A 13,895-nucleotide genomic window follows, 5' to 3' on the forward strand; every position below is an offset into this window, starting at 1 on the left:
CAACGATGACCATGAAGCAGAACAAACCACGTCGTGGCCGCTCAGGGGCACGCCAGAATGTCACGCCCAGCCTGGTGCAGTGGCGCTTTGTGGTAGTACTGGCCGTGGTCATGCTGGTATTTGCCGTGCTCGCATTTCGTGCCGCGTATATTCAGGTTATCGAGCCGGATGATCTGATTGAACAGGGCGACAGCCGTACGCTGCGTACCCGCAACATGCCAGCGTATCGTGGCCTGATTACCGACCGAAACGGGGTAGAGCTGGCGGTAAGTGTGCCGGTCCGCGCCATTTATGCCGATCCAAAAGTCATCCATGACAATGACGGTTTTGCAGAGACCCGGCGCTGGCAGGCGCTGGCTGACGTGCTGGGTCAGGACGTCAATGAACTGCGCGAAAAGGTCAGTAACCCGAAACGCCGCTTTGTCTATCTGCAGCGCCAGGTGTCCCCGGCAATGGCCCAGTATGTTGACGAGCTGGATATTCCCGGTATTTACCTGCGCCGCGAAAGCCGCCGTTATTATCCGACCGGCGAAGTGGCTGCTCAGCTGATTGGTATCACCGATGTGGATGATAAGGGGATCGAAGGGCTTGAGCGCATGTACAACGACTGGCTGACAGGGACGCCCGGGTCCAGAAAAATTCGTCGTGATGCCAAAGGACGTCAGGTTGAAATTCTGGAAACTACCTCGGGAGAAGAAGCCGGCAATCTGACACTGACCATTGATCAGCGTATTCAGGCACTGGCTTACAAAGAAATCAAAGAGGCCATGCTGTATTACAAAGCCAGCTCGGCCTCGGCCATCGTGGTGGACGTGCATACCGGTGAGGTGCTGGCCATGGTGAATGCACCCTCCTTCAATCCGAACGATCGCAGTGACGCGTCGCCGCACCGGATGCGTAACCGTGTGATCACCGATGCCTTCGAGCCAGGTTCGTCTCTGAAACCGCTGGCTGTGCTGACTGCCCTGGAATTCGGCAACGTTAAGGTGGGGGAAGTGATTGATACCAATCCGGGCTGGATGCGTCTGGGAGGCAGTCTGGTAAAAGATTTCCGTAATTACGGCGAACTGACGCTCGAAGAAATCATTCAGCACTCCAGTAACATGGGGACATCGAAACTGGCGCTGTCGGTCCCCAAGCAGTTTTTGCTCGATACCTATTACAACATGGGGCTGATGTCAGACACTGGCTCCAATATGCCGGGCGAGAGCGCGGGTATCTTCCACGAGCGCAGCCGCTGGTCTGAGTTTGAACTGGCAACCCTGTCGTTCGGGTACGGTATTTCGGTCACCACCGCGCAACTGGCTCGCATGTACGCCACCTTGGCGAACGGCGGTGTTAAACGCCCGCTGACCATCATTAAAAACCCCAAAACAACCGGCTGGCAGTCAGGGGAAGAGCGCGTTGTCAGTGAGGCAAATGCCCGTGCGGTCGTGCAGATGATGGAAAGTGTTACGCAGCCCGACGGCACGGCGGTTAAGGCTGCCATTGCCGGTTACCGTGTGGCCGGTAAAACCGGTACCAGCCGCAAGGCGGTGGCGGGCGGCTACGGTGAGGAGTACGTGAATATTTTTGCCGGCGTTGCGCCGGTGTCTGATCCGCAACTGGTTACCGTGGTGCTGATTAATGAGCCGGGCGGTGATTTGTACCATGCCGGCGACACCGCTGCACCGGTGTTCTCGGCAATCATGGGCGGCGCTCTGCAGATGATGAACATCGCCCCGGATGATAAACAGGTCACGTCAACCCTGTGGCTGAAAGGAGGTAACAGTGGTAGTTAGTGCCTTTATTCAGAGCACGCGCGCGCTGCTGGCAAAATTCGGTGTGGATGCGCCGGATATTCGTATTGAAGGACTGACGCTGGACAGCCGTGAAGTAAATACCAAGCTGGCGTTTCTGGCCATTAAAGGGCACGAACGTGACGGCCGTGATTTCATCCCCCAGGCCATCAGTCTTGGCGCCAGAATTATCATGGCACAGGCCGATGACGCGGCGCGTCATGGTGAACTCGAGATGCGCGGCAGCACGGTGATCATCTGGCTGCATGATTTGCCAGCCATGCTGTCGTCGCTGGCCGCTGCGTTTTATGATTATCCGGCCCAGAAAATGATGTCGGTGGCGGTGACCGGTACCAACGGAAAAACCTCGGTTGTTCAGCTGATCTCGCAACTCAAACATGCCCTGGGTACACGTAGTGCCGCGATTGGCACGCTGGGCAGTGGAATCTATGAAGAGGCCGATACACAATGGCAGCCGACGCCCGCCTCCATGACAACGCCCGATGCTATTCGTATGCAATATCTGCTGGCTGATTTTGCCCAGCAGGATGTCGCCCATGTCGCCTTTGAAGCGAGTTCGCATGCCCTGGTGCAGGGCAGGCTGGCACAGGTGAAAACCGATGTTGCGGTGTTTACCAACCTTACCCGCGACCACCTCGATTATCACGGCACCATGGAAGCATATGCGGAGGCCAAGCGCCGCCTGCTGGCACAGCCTGGATTATCGACAGTGGTGCTAAATGGCGACGATCCGGAGAGCCAGAACTGGGCCGCGCATACGCCCTCTCATGTGGATATTGTCTGGACCGGCGTTGTCGGAGATGCCTCTGAGAAGCCCGCAGATCGCCACTGTTTCGCCACAAACGTCACATATCATCAGGCAGGGTGTGAGTTTTCATTAATATCAAGCTGGGGAGAAGCCCGGGTGGCATTGGCTTTGCTTGGTCCGTTTAACGTTCGCAATGTATTGAGCGCCATCGCAACGCTGCTGGCACAGGGAGAGCGCTTCAATGATGTCATTGCGGCTGTCGGTCAGCTAAGGCCGGTGGCCGGTCGCATGGAAGTCTTCCCGTTTGCCCGTCACGCCAATGTCATTGTGGATTATGCGCATACGCCAGATGCACTGCATAAAGTACTGGAAGCGGCCAGAGCGCATACCACGGCGCAGGTCTGGTGCGTGTTTGGCTGCGGTGGTGACCGGGATAAAGGCAAGCGTCCGCTAATGGGCAAAGCCGCAGAAAAAGACGCCGATCACATTGTGATCACCACGGATAACAGCCGCTCAGAGGCACCTGAGGCTATTGCCCGGGATATTCTCGCCGGTCTGGCTAAGCCTGACGACGCGGTCATTGAGCCGGACAGAGAAAAAGCAATTCGGTATTGCCTGTCGCATGCCGCACCGGATGACCTGATTGTGCTGGCAGGCAAGGGCCACGAGGCGTATCAGATTATTGGAAATACAACAACAAATTATAATGAGCGCGCCGTCGTAGCGCGTTTGCAAGGGGAGCACAGCGAATGATCAAAACAACTCTGACATGGATCGCCGAGCAAACCGGCGGTCGCCTGACCGGAGAGGATGCGACTGTGGACGCGGTCAGCACTGACACGCGAACCCTGACCAAGGGCGCCGTTTACCTGGCGCTGCAGGGGCCAAATTTTGATGGTCATGAGTTTGTGAAGGTTGCTCAGGAAGCCGGTGCCAGCGCGGTGATCGCCAGCAAACAGGTGGACACGTCGCTGCCAGTGATTTATGTCGACGATACCAAACAGGCGCTTGGGGCACTGGGGGCGGCAGTAAAACGTGTTGTTGCACCGAAGACCGTCGCGATAACCGGCAGCAGCGGTAAAACCACGGTGAAAGAAATGTGCGCCGCGATCCTTGCCCGCCGTGGCAAGGTGCTGGCAACAGCCGGTAACTTCAATAATGATATCGGTGTGCCGCTGACCCTGCTTCGTCTTGAGCCGGACCATGAGTTCGCGGTGATGGAACTGGGTGCCAACCACTTAGGTGAGATAGCCTATACCACTGAATTGGTTAAGCCAGATGTGGCGACCATTGTGAATGCGGCGGCGTCACATCTTGAAGGGTTTGGCAGTCTGCTGGGCGTGGCTCGTGCCAAAAGCGAGATATTTAAAGGACTGGGAGAGCACGGCACTGCGATTGTCAACGCGGACAGTCAGTTTACTCAATTCTGGCAGGGCAAACTGCGTTATCAGAATACCCTGACGTTCTCACCCGAACAGAAAAACGCCGATGCTGACTTTCGTGCCGAAGACATTACCCTGGATTTAAATGGCTGTGCGTCGTTCCAGTTGCTGTGTCCTGAAGGAGAAGTGAATATTCACTTGTCTATTCCTGGTGCTCACAACGTCGGGAATGCGCTGGTGGCAGCGGCACTGACCATGCAGGTCGGCGCGACACTGGAAGATGTGCGTGATGGTCTGATGGCGATGCAACAGGTATCAGGGCGACTGAACGTGAAACGTTTAAGCTCTCAGGTGACGCTGCTGGATGACACCTACAACGCCAATGTCGCGTCAGTCAACGCGGCGATCGACACGCTGGCGAGCCTCTCGGGTATCAAGGTACTGGTGCTTGGTGACATGAAAGAGCTGGGCGAAAAGTCCCGCTATTATCACGAACAGGTCGGCAAATATGCACAGGCGAAGGGCATCGATATGCTCTTTACACTGGGCGTGCTGAGCCAGTCAGCCAGCTCGGTATACCAGCATAACGGGGCGCATTTTAGTGACATCGACAGCCTTATGGATGCGCTGCAGGACAGACTATTGAGTGAACAGCGTGATATTTCTATTCTCATTAAAGGTTCCCGCAGCTCCAGAATGGAGCGTGTGGTAGAGGCAATCGAGGCCTCTGCGCTGGGAAAGCTTGAACGGCGTCGGGAGCGAATCGCATGCTGATCTGGCTTTCCGAGTGGCTGACCCAGTTTGATGCCGGGTTTAACGTATTTTCTTATCTTACGCTGCGGGCCATTTTAAGTACGCTGACCGCGCTGGTCATTGCCATCGTGATTGGTCCGAAAATGATCCGCTGGTTACAGACCATGCAGATTGGTCAGACGGTCAGAGATGACGGTCCGCAAAGCCATTTGTCCAAAGCGGGCACGCCGACCATGGGCGGACTGCTTATTCTTGCCGCCATTGTCATCAGTGTGTTGTTGTGGGCAGACCTGACGAACCGCTACGTGTGGGTAACACTGAGCATTGTAACAGGCTACGGCATCATTGGTTTTGTGGATGATTACCGCAAAGTGATCCGCAAAGATGCCAAAGGGCTGATAGCCCGCTGGAAGTATTTCTGGCAATCGGCCATCGCCATTGTGGTGGCTCTGTACCTTTACAGTTCGGCCACCCTGCCGCAGGAAACATCGCTCCTGGTACCCTTCTTCAAGGAAGTGATGCCACAGCTTGGCGGTTTGTTTTTGGTTATTACCTACTTCGCCATTGTAGGCACCAGTAATGCCGTTAACCTGACCGACGGGCTGGATGGTCTGGCGATTGTGCCGACCATTCTGGTGGCGGGCGCGTTTGCGATTTTTGCTTATGTTACCGGCAACGTAAACTTTGCCGAATACCTGAATATTCCCCATATACCGCTGACCAGTGAACTGGTTGTGGTGTGTACCGCCATTGTTGGCGCGGGGCTGGGCTTTCTGTGGTTTAACACCTACCCGGCACAGGTCTTTATGGGCGATGTCGGCTCACTGGCACTGGGCGGTACGCTGGGCGTGTTGGCGGTACTGGTTCGTCAGGAACTGGTGCTGATTATTATGGGTGGCGTGTTCGTGATGGAAACGTTGTCAGTCATCCTGCAGGTTGGGTCATACAAACTGCGTGGCCAGCGGATCTTCCGGATGGCACCGATTCATCACCATTACGAATTAAAAGGCTGGCCTGAACCCCGGGTTATTGTGCGGTTCTGGATTATTTCTATCATCCTGGTGCTGATAGGACTGGCGACACTGAAGTTACGTTAATGAATGACACACTGCGCGACAAAAAGGTGGTTGTTGCAGGGCTCGGTCTGACCGGGCAGGCCTGCGTTCGCTTCCTTGAAACGAAACAGGCACTCGTGAAGGTCTGGGATAGCCGTGACAATCTGACGGTACCCGCCGACACGCGGGTCGATGTGGCGCGTGGCAGTGTGCCCGCAGACTACTTTGATGACGTTGCGCTGATTGTGGTCAGCCCGGGCATATCGCCACAGCACCCTGTACTGGCGCAGGCAGGACGCAAAGGCTGCGAGGTAATTGGCGATGTAGAACTGTTTGCCCGGTATTTGTCGGTACCGGCCGTCGGGATCACCGGCTCTAACGGTAAAACCACGGTTACGCTACTGACCACGCATATTCTCAGGCAGGCCGGTTTGCGCGTGACCGAAGCCGGTAACGTTGGCCTGCCGGTACTCGATACGCTTTCGATGCCACTGGATGCGGTTGTCCTCGAGCTATCGAGCTTTCAGCTTGAGATGACGTCCTCGCTCAGACTTCAGGCCGCCACAATTCTTAATATCAGTGATGACCATCTCGACCGTCATGGGTCGATGGAGGCCTATATAGCGGCAAAACAGCGCATTTATGATCATGCCAGTGTGGCTATCGTCTGGCGCGGGCAGGCAGAAACCCGACCGTACTATTCAGGACTGAGGCAGATCAGTATCGGGCTTGATGAGGTCAGTGCGGGCTATGGTGTTGCAGACAATGCGATTACGCTCGACGGTCACCCACTGTTACGCCTGGAACGTATCCCGCTTAAGGGCGGGCATAATGTGCTGAATGTGCAGGCGGCGATTGCCCTGGCCGTTGAACTGGGCGTGTCGGTTCAGGCTGCGGCGGATGCCGTGAGTACGTTTATGCCTGCGCCGCACCGGTGTGTTGAAATTGCCCGCCACCGGGGGGTGATTTTTATTGATGACTCCAAAGCCACCAATGCAGGTGCAACCCTCGCTGCCATCGAAGGCTTGTCGTCCACGGCAACCGGCCGGATTATTCTGATTGCCGGCGGCGATGCGAAAGGCGCCGATTTAAGCGTACTGAAAGCGGCCATCGACCGGCACGTCAGTGCGGTATTCGCGATGGGTAAAGACGCCGGCCAGTTTCTCGCAATGACCGATAAAGCCGTCGGGGTGGCGTCAATGAAACAGGCGGTTACGCTGGCGGTAGAGGCTGCCCGGGAGAATGACATCGTGTTGCTGTCTCCGGCCTGCGCCAGTCTTGACATGTTTGATAACTATGCACACCGTGCGCGGGTATTTGCTGACGCTATCGAGGAGGTCATGGCCGCATGAGTGCAAATCAGACCCTCTCCGCCCTGTTCGCGCTGCGTCATGGTGAAAGCCGTGATAACGGGCACTATGATAAGTCTCTTATTCTGCTGTCAGTCGCGCTCATGAGTATTGGGCTGGTCATCGTGACGTCTGCCTCTATGCCCGTCGCAGATCGGCTGTTTGACAACCCGTTTTATTTCGCCATTCGCCACGGCATTTATCTGATTGGTGCCACTATTGCCGCTATGGTGGTGGTGCAGTTGCCAATGAATTTCTGGCGGGTATCCAACCCGTATTTGCTGCTGGCGGCGATAGGCCTGCTGGTGGCAGTGCTGCTGATTGGCCGGACTGTTAACGGGAGTACCCGCTGGCTGGTGCTGGGGCCGATTACGGTTCAGGCCGCAGAGCCGGCAAAGCTTTTCTTTTTTGCCTATCTGGCCGGGTATCTGGTGCGCCGTTATGAAGAGGTGACCGAGAACCTGAAAGGCTTTATTAAACCGCTGGTCGTGTTCTTTGTGCTGGCCATGCTGCTGCTTTTACAGCCGGATCTGGGGACGGTGGTGGTCATGTTTGCTACCACAATTGGCCTGCTGTTTCTGGCAGGCGCCCGATTGTGGCAGTTCTTTGCACTGGTTTTCGTCGGGCTGCTTGCCGTGGTCGCGCTGATTGTGTTCGAAGAATACCGCTTAAAACGGGTAACATCGTTTCTTGATCCATGGGCAGATCCCTTCGGTTCAGGCTACCAGCTGACACAATCACTGATGGCGTATGGTCGCGGTAACTGGTTTGGTCAGGGGCTGGGGAACAGTCTGCAGAAGCTTGAGTTTTTGCCTGAGGCGCATACGGACTTCGTGATGGCAATTCTGGCAGAAGAACTCGGGTTTGTTGGTGTCAGTACAGTACTGGTACTGATCCTGTGGATGGTCATTCGTGCACTGGGTATTGGCAACAAAGCGCTGGTGAACGGACGCCCGTTCGACGGGTATCTGGCCTACAGCATTGGCATCTGGTTCTCATTTCAGACGGCCGTTAATATTGGTGCCAGCGCGGGGATCCTGCCAACCAAAGGGCTGACACTGCCGCTGGTCAGCTACGGAGGCTCCAGCCTGATTGTGATGGCCGTGGCCGTCGGACTGCTATTGCGTATTGATTTTGAATTGCGGGTTGATGGTATGCAGGCGATGAAGCAGTCATCCCGTCGCAGGCTGGCAAGGCCAAAAGCCGGTGACGATGCACAGGCAAAAGCGTCAGTAAACAAACTGCTTGATGATGTTGCCAGGGAGGCCAGCGATGACTAAACGCTGTCTGATTATGGCTGGTGGTACTGGCGGGCACGTTTTTCCGGGGCTCGCCGTAGCCGATGCGCTCAGGGCAAAAGGCTGGCACATCGACTGGCTGGGCACCGCAGACCGGATGGAGGCGCACGTGGTGCCGGACGCTGGCTATCCGATTCACTTTATTCCGGTCTCGGGACTGCGCGGCAAAAGTGGGATGGCCCGGCTGAAAGGTGTCTTTGGCCTGTTAAAGAGCCTGATTGCGGCACGCCGACTGGTCAAAGAGATCAGGCCGGATGTGGTGATAGGTATGGGCGGCTATGCCAGTGGCCCGGGCGGTGTGGCGGCCTGGCTGGCCGGTATTCCGCTTATCATCCATGAACAAAACGCGGTTGCCGGACTGACCAACCGGTTGCTGGCAAAATTTGCACGTCGTATTTTGCTGGGATTTGCTGATGCCAAAGCCCAGTTTGGAGAGACGAATCCGAAGGTCGAGGTGGTTGGCAATCCGGTACGCAACGCGGTCATGCAACTTTCCCCTAAAGCGCAGTGTGAAAAACCGCTGAAAATGCTGGTGGTGGGTGGCAGTCTTGGCGCGCGTCCGCTCAACGAGATAGTGCCTGGCGTATGCAGTCAGATGGAAGGCCTTGAAGTGCGCCATCAGTGTGGCAAGGGCAACCTTGAGGCGGTCCGTGCGGCGTATGCCGGCGCACGCTTCGACGTTCATGTGGATGAATTTATCGACAATATGGCGGCGGCGTACGCGTGGGCAGATTTCGTGGTTTGTCGCGCCGGGGCGCTGACCGTTGCTGAGGTGGCGGCGGCCGGCCGGGCTGCCATTTTTGTCCCGCTGCCGCATGCGGTGGATGATCATCAGACCAAAAATGCGATGTCGCTGGTGAATAAGCAAGCCGCTTTGCTGATTGCACAGCCGGTGCTTAATGAAAATCTGGGCCAGGCCATCAGGCAATGGCTGCAGGACCCGCAAGCCTGTGCGAAAATGGGGCGCTTAGCGAAAGACGCGATGCAGGAGCACGCGACAGAACATGTAGTAAATCAGTGCGAAGCGCTGACAGGAGCAGGGGACTGATGGTATTGAAAACCCCGTTTGAAAGTCCGCAGATGCGGAAAGTAAAACATATCTTTTTTATTGGTATTGGTGGTGCCGGCATGGGCGGCATCGCCGAAGTCCTGCTGAACGAAGGGTATCGCATTTCAGGTTCAGATATTCAGGAAAGCAGTATGACGGGACGCCTGCGTGAGCGCGGCGCGACAATCACTATAGGCCACCGGGCTGAGAATGTGAGTGACGCTGACGTGGTGGTCGTCTCCAGTGCGATTGACGAAACCAACCCGGAAATTCAGGCTGCCCGGAATTCCCGTATTCCGATTATTCGCCGCGCCGAGATGCTTGCGGAGCTGATGCGCTTCCGTCACGGTATTGCGGTTGCAGGTACCCACGGTAAGACAACCACGACCAGTCTGCTGGCGACCATATTCGCCCAGGCAGAGTACGATCCCACGTTTGTCATTGGCGGCTTGCTGAACAGCGCCGGGACCAATGCACGGCTTGGAAAAAGCCGGTATCTGATTGCAGAAGCAGACGAAAGCGATGCCTCGTTTCTGCACCTTCAGCCGATGGTGTCTATTGTGACCAACATTGAAGCGGATCACATGGATACCTATGGCGGTGATTTTTCCAGGGTCAAAGACACGTTCGTCGATTTTTTGCATAACCTGCCGTTTTACGGCACAGCAATTGTGTGCGGCGATGATGAAAATATTCAGTCTATCCGTCCGCGTATCGGGCGTAACGTGATCACCTATGGCTTTAACCCTGATAACGACGTGTGGGCGGATAATGTCACCCTGTCATTCGGAAAAGCGTCGTTTACCGTTCACCGGCCTGATCATGCGCCGCTGGACGTGACGCTGAATCTGACCGGGCGACATAATGTGCTCAACGCGCTGGCGGCAATCAGTGTGGCTACGGATGAAGGCATTGACGATGACGCAATTGTTGCCGCGCTGGCCGGGTTTGGTGGCATCGGACGCCGGTTTGAAATGCTCGGCGACTTTAACACCAGTGTCGGTCAGGTTGTGCTGGTTGATGATTACGGGCATCACCCTACCGAAGTGGCAGCCACCATTGCCGCCGCACGCGCCAACTGGCCGGAAAACCGCATTGTCATGGTGTATCAGCCACACCGGTACACGCGAACGCGTGACCTGTATGAAGATTTTGTAGATGTCCTTTCAAAAGTGGATGTGCTGTTATTGCTGGATATCTACCCGGCCAGCGAACCGCCCATTGATGGGGTCGACAGTAAAGCGCTGTGTCGCTCAATCCGTCAGCGGGGTGAGCTGGAACCTATTTATGCCGGTGGACCGGACGCGCTGCCGGGCATTCTGGCAAATATCATCGAAGCCGGTGATATTGTGATGACCCAGGGCGCCGGCAATATTGGTCAGGTGGCTAAAGTACTGGCAGCGGCCGGTATGGAGCCAGAGGCATTGAAGCGCAGGAGTGATGCGTGATGAAAATGAATTCGCCAGATGCGTTCGGCCGCGTGGCAGTGATGTTCGGCGGCAGCTCGGCAGAGCGAGCAGTATCACTGAAGTCGGGTAATGCCGTACTGCAGGCGCTGTTGCGACAGGGCGTGGATGCATTCGCCTTTGACCCCGCGGAACACCGCATTACTGATCTGCTGGACAAGGGCACCGACCGGGTGCTGATTATGCTGCATGGGCGCGGTGGTGAAGATGGCGTCATGCAGGGTACGCTTCAGCAACTGGGAATACCCTACACCGGTAGCGGTGTACTCGGCTCTGCGCTGGCCATGGACAAGATCAGAACCAAGCAAATCTGGCACAGCTTAGGTCTGCCGTCAGCAAAATATAAAATCGCTGATAAAAGTGACTTTGAAGCTGGATCATGCGGCGCTATAATGCAGGAATTGGGGAATGAGGTCATGGTAAAACCGGCGCGCGAAGGCTCGAGCATCGGTATGGCCAGAGTAACAAGCGCTGAACAACTCGTCACTGCCATTGAGGACGCCTTTAATTATGATAATCAGGTCCTCCTTGAGCAGTATATAGACGGCCCGGAATACACGGTATCTGTACTGCAGGGCCGTGCTTTGCCGTCTATTCGCATGTCTACTCCCCATCAGTTTTATGATTACTCTGCCAAGTACCAGGACAACACGACCCAGTATTTTTGCCCCAGTGGGCTTGATGCAGAACAGGAATCCACGCTGGCTGCGCTATGCGTTAAAGCCTTCGGAGCGGTAGCGGGTAGTGGCTGGGGCCGTATTGATGTGATGCAGGACAGGCAGGGACAGTTTTACCTGCTTGAGGCGAACACCGTGCCGGGCATGACAGAGAAAAGCCTGGTGCCGAAAGCGGCGAGTGTCGCGGGGATCGGTTTTGATGAACTGGCGCTGGCTATTCTGGCGACCAGTTTCGAAGACAGGGAATACGAGTGATTCACCTGACCGACAAACAAAAACAATTATGGATTGGCGTGGTGTTTTTAGCCCTCGTCCTGATTGGACTGATTGTCGGTATTGTGAAAGTCAGGGCATGGCTGCAGGACGAACAGCAGATGCCGGTGCAGGTTGTTGACTTCTCGGGTGATTATCAGGAAGTGGATGTCACCCGGCTTGAGCGTCTGATACGCGAGTCGCAGCCTGGCAGCTTCTTCTCGCTGGACGTCAATGACGTGCACAAACTGATGGAAGCCCAGCCCTGGATTTACCGGGCATCGGTGAGAAAGCAGTGGCCAAATACACTGAAAATTTATTTGGTTGAGCAACAGCCGGTTGCCCACTGGAATGACGACTTACTGTTAAACCCGTACGGTGAATCATTTGATGCCACGGTCAGCGACCGTGCACTGCCCAGGCTGTATGGCCCTGGCGGCAGTGAGAAGACGGCGTTGCAGGGCTACAATGCGATGCAGTCGTTACTGGCAACCATCGGTATGCCCATTGCGGAATTGTCACTGAGTGAACGTTTCGCCTGGCAGGTTCAGCTGAGCAATGGCATTGAGCTGAACCTGGGGCGTAAAGAATTTATCGACAGGCTGCAGCGGTTTATTGACATTTATCCGTTGCTGGCCAGACAACCGAAGTCCGTGCGCTACGTGGATCTTCGGTATGACACAGGACTCGCTGTAGGCTGGCAGGCTGAGAGCGAAGACAATAACAATAAAGAGAGTTAACAGAGCATGTCTAAACCTGCGGAACGCAACCTTATCGTCGGACTGGATATTGGCACCAGCCAGGTGAAAGCGGTTGTTGGCGAATTGCTGGATGATGATTCAATCAGTATCGTCGGCGTGGGCACACATGCCGCAAAAGGCATGGATAAAGGCGGCGTCAACGACCTTAACCTGGTCGTGAAGTCGGTGCAGCGTGCCGTCAATGAAATGGAACTGATGGCGGATTGTCGGGTGTCGTCGGTATTTATGTCGATTTCCGGGCGTCATGTTAAATGCCAGAATGAAAATGGTATGGTGCCGATCAACAATCAGGAAGTGACGCAGGAAGATGTCGACAACGTTATTCATGCGGCCCGCAGTGTGCCAATTGCCGCTGAACGTCGCCTGCTGCACGTGCTGCCTCAGGAGTTCACTATTGATGTGCAGGAAGGTATTAAAAACCCGATTGGTATGTCGGGCGTGCGGATGGAAGCTGACGCACACATTATTACCTGCGCGGACGATATGGCGAAAAATCTGGTGAAGTGTGTCGAGCGCTGTGAATTGCATGCTGACCAGCTGATTTTCTCTGCGCTGGCATCCAGTTATGCGGTACTGACCGACGATGAACGCGAATTAGGTGTCTGTGTTGTGGATATTGGTGGCGGAACCATTGATATCGTGATTTACACGGACGGCGCAATACGTCACACTGCAGTGATCCCTGTTGCTGGCAACCAGATAACCAGTGATATTGCCAAGATTTTCAGAACGCCAATCAGCAACGCGGAAGAAATTAAAGTTAACTATGCCTGTGCACTAAAAGACATGGTTAGCATGGAAGAAAGTATTGAGGTACCCAGCGTGGGTGGGCGTCCGGCCCGTGTAATGTCACGCCATACACTGGCGGAGGTTATCGAACCGCGCTACCAGGAACTGTTTGAACTGGTGCACGACGAAATTCGTGCCAGTGGATTAGAAGAACAAATCGCCGCAGGCCTTGTATTAACGGGTGGAACTGCCAAGATGGAAGGTGCGGTAGAGTTTGCAGAAGAGTTATTCCAGATGCCCGTGCGCGTGGGCAAACCGATCGGCGTAAAAGGCTTGTCCGAATACGTCGACGATGCTGGATTTGCAACCGCTGTAGGGCTTTTGCACTACGGTAAGATGCAGTCAGAGAATAAGAAAATCAGTAAGCAGCGTAGCGGCGAGAGCCTGTTTCAGCGCGTGCAAAGCTGGTTCAAAGGTGAATTTTAATTATTAGGGGGCGCTAAGGCCCGGACATAGTGGTTAACAGGGAATAAGGTGACCAGCAGTGTATGGCCTGGCTTAGTGTTGAAGACGTACAA

Annotated in this window: 11 protein-coding genes; all 11 read left to right on the forward strand. The window is 55.2% G+C overall.

The features are described from left to right. Positions 1 to 5: 5 nt before the first annotated feature. Genes AB1N33_RS03585 through ftsA form a run of 11 tightly spaced genes read left to right on the forward strand, consistent with a single transcriptional unit; the run spans position 6 to position 13,803 of the window. Entirely contained in the window at positions 6 to 1,781 is a 1,776-nt protein-coding gene (locus AB1N33_RS03585; protein WP_411270226.1) for a penicillin-binding transpeptidase domain-containing protein, read from the forward strand. Beyond that, positions 1,771 to 3,300: a UDP-N-acetylmuramoyl-L-alanyl-D-glutamate--2,6-diaminopimelate ligase gene (locus AB1N33_RS03590; RefSeq protein WP_411270168.1), complete on the forward strand. Its 1,530-nt coding sequence runs from the start codon at positions 1,771 to 1,773 to the stop codon at positions 3,298 to 3,300. Before AB1N33_RS03585 ends, AB1N33_RS03590 begins: the two co-directional genes overlap by 11 nt. Continuing rightward, on the forward strand, positions 3,297 to 4,703 hold the full coding sequence (locus AB1N33_RS03595) for a UDP-N-acetylmuramoyl-tripeptide--D-alanyl-D-alanine ligase (protein WP_411270169.1): 1,407 nt from the start codon (positions 3,297 to 3,299) through the stop codon (positions 4,701 to 4,703). Before AB1N33_RS03590 ends, AB1N33_RS03595 begins: the two co-directional genes overlap by 4 nt. Next, a complete protein-coding gene (gene mraY, locus AB1N33_RS03600) occupies positions 4,697 to 5,779 on the forward strand; it encodes a phospho-N-acetylmuramoyl-pentapeptide-transferase (protein ID WP_411270170.1) in 1,083 nt (360 codons plus the stop codon). Before AB1N33_RS03595 ends, mraY begins: the two co-directional genes overlap by 7 nt. Beyond that, entirely contained in the window at positions 5,779 to 7,089 is a 1,311-nt protein-coding gene (gene murD / locus AB1N33_RS03605) for a UDP-N-acetylmuramoyl-L-alanine--D-glutamate ligase (protein WP_411270171.1), read from the forward strand. Before mraY ends, murD begins: the two co-directional genes overlap by 1 nt. Next, complete coding sequence (gene ftsW, locus AB1N33_RS03610; protein WP_411270172.1) at positions 7,086 to 8,366, forward strand: cell division protein FtsW; 1,281 nt, start codon at positions 7,086 to 7,088, stop codon at positions 8,364 to 8,366. Before murD ends, ftsW begins: the two co-directional genes overlap by 4 nt. Next, positions 8,359 to 9,432 (forward strand): undecaprenyldiphospho-muramoylpentapeptide beta-N-acetylglucosaminyltransferase, encoded by a 1,074-nt coding sequence (murG, locus tag AB1N33_RS03615; RefSeq protein WP_411270173.1) that lies wholly within the window; start codon positions 8,359 to 8,361, stop codon positions 9,430 to 9,432. The genes ftsW and murG overlap by 8 nt, the downstream gene beginning before the upstream one ends. Further along, complete coding sequence (gene murC, locus AB1N33_RS03620; protein ID WP_411270174.1) at positions 9,432 to 10,880, forward strand: UDP-N-acetylmuramate--L-alanine ligase; 1,449 nt, start codon at positions 9,432 to 9,434, stop codon at positions 10,878 to 10,880. Before murG ends, murC begins: the two co-directional genes overlap by 1 nt. After that, positions 10,880 to 11,830, forward strand: a complete 951-nt coding sequence (locus AB1N33_RS03625; protein WP_411270227.1) for a D-alanine--D-alanine ligase — start codon at positions 10,880 to 10,882, stop codon at positions 11,828 to 11,830. Before murC ends, AB1N33_RS03625 begins: the two co-directional genes overlap by 1 nt. Beyond that, positions 11,827 to 12,567 (forward strand): cell division protein FtsQ/DivIB, encoded by a 741-nt coding sequence (locus AB1N33_RS03630; RefSeq protein ID WP_411270175.1) that lies wholly within the window; start codon positions 11,827 to 11,829, stop codon positions 12,565 to 12,567. The genes AB1N33_RS03625 and AB1N33_RS03630 overlap by 4 nt, the downstream gene beginning before the upstream one ends. A 6-nt stretch (positions 12,568 to 12,573) precedes the next feature. Then, positions 12,574 to 13,803: a cell division protein FtsA gene (gene ftsA, locus AB1N33_RS03635; protein WP_411270176.1), complete on the forward strand. Its 1,230-nt coding sequence runs from the start codon at positions 12,574 to 12,576 to the stop codon at positions 13,801 to 13,803. The last annotated feature ends 92 nt before the right edge of the window (positions 13,804 to 13,895 follow it).

It is taken from the genome of Alteromonas nitratireducens (genome assembly GCF_040812025.1).
Classification (GTDB): Bacteria; Pseudomonadota; Gammaproteobacteria; order Enterobacterales; family Alteromonadaceae; genus Alteromonas; species Alteromonas nitratireducens.